Origin of the sequence: Methylosinus sp. LW4, assembly GCF_000379125.1 — a bacterium.
GTDB lineage: Bacteria > Pseudomonadota > Alphaproteobacteria > Rhizobiales > Beijerinckiaceae > Methylosinus.
On record NZ_KB900626.1, the window covers coordinates 628,103 to 628,614 of the forward strand.

Annotated in this window: 1 pseudogene; it reads right to left on the reverse strand. The window is 64.1% G+C overall.

The annotated features are described in order from the left end of the window. A pseudogene (locus METLW4_RS23795) lies at positions 1 to 449 on the reverse strand (IS66 family transposase); the annotation flags it as partial. Positions 450 to 512: the final 63 nt, after the last annotated feature.

A 512-nucleotide genomic window follows, 5' to 3' on the forward strand; every position in this document is an offset into this window, starting at 1 on the left:
AACAACGTGAAGGCTGGCCACCGCTTCAGCATGTACTGGATCGCCTTGGCGAGATCGTGCCCGCGCGAGAGTTTGGCGAGTTGCTCGCGCAGATGAATTTCCAGCGCGTCGACGAGCGGGCGGCTCGACGCCTGTCGAACAACGAGACGTTCTTCCGCGCTCTTGCCGAGGATAGACCGCTCGATCGCAAACAGCGCGTCGATCCGCGCTACGATTTCGATGGCGATCGGCGAGAGCGGAATCTCTTTCTTCCCCGCCGCCTTGCGCCGCGCATTCTCGTCGATGTCCGCCATTGCGAAGAACGGGCGCCGCGCATGGACCCAGCACGCGGCCTCGCGGATCGGGCCGGGCTCGCGCCCCGGCAGATACAGCTTGCCGTAGCCGTCATAGGCGTCCGCTTGCAGGATGCCGGACCAGTTCGCCAGATGGCTCTGCGGATGTTCGCCGCGGGAGTGTCAGGAATTTCGTGTGTGGGCGGGCGGGTTGAACATCGTCAGACCATCGCTCTTGTG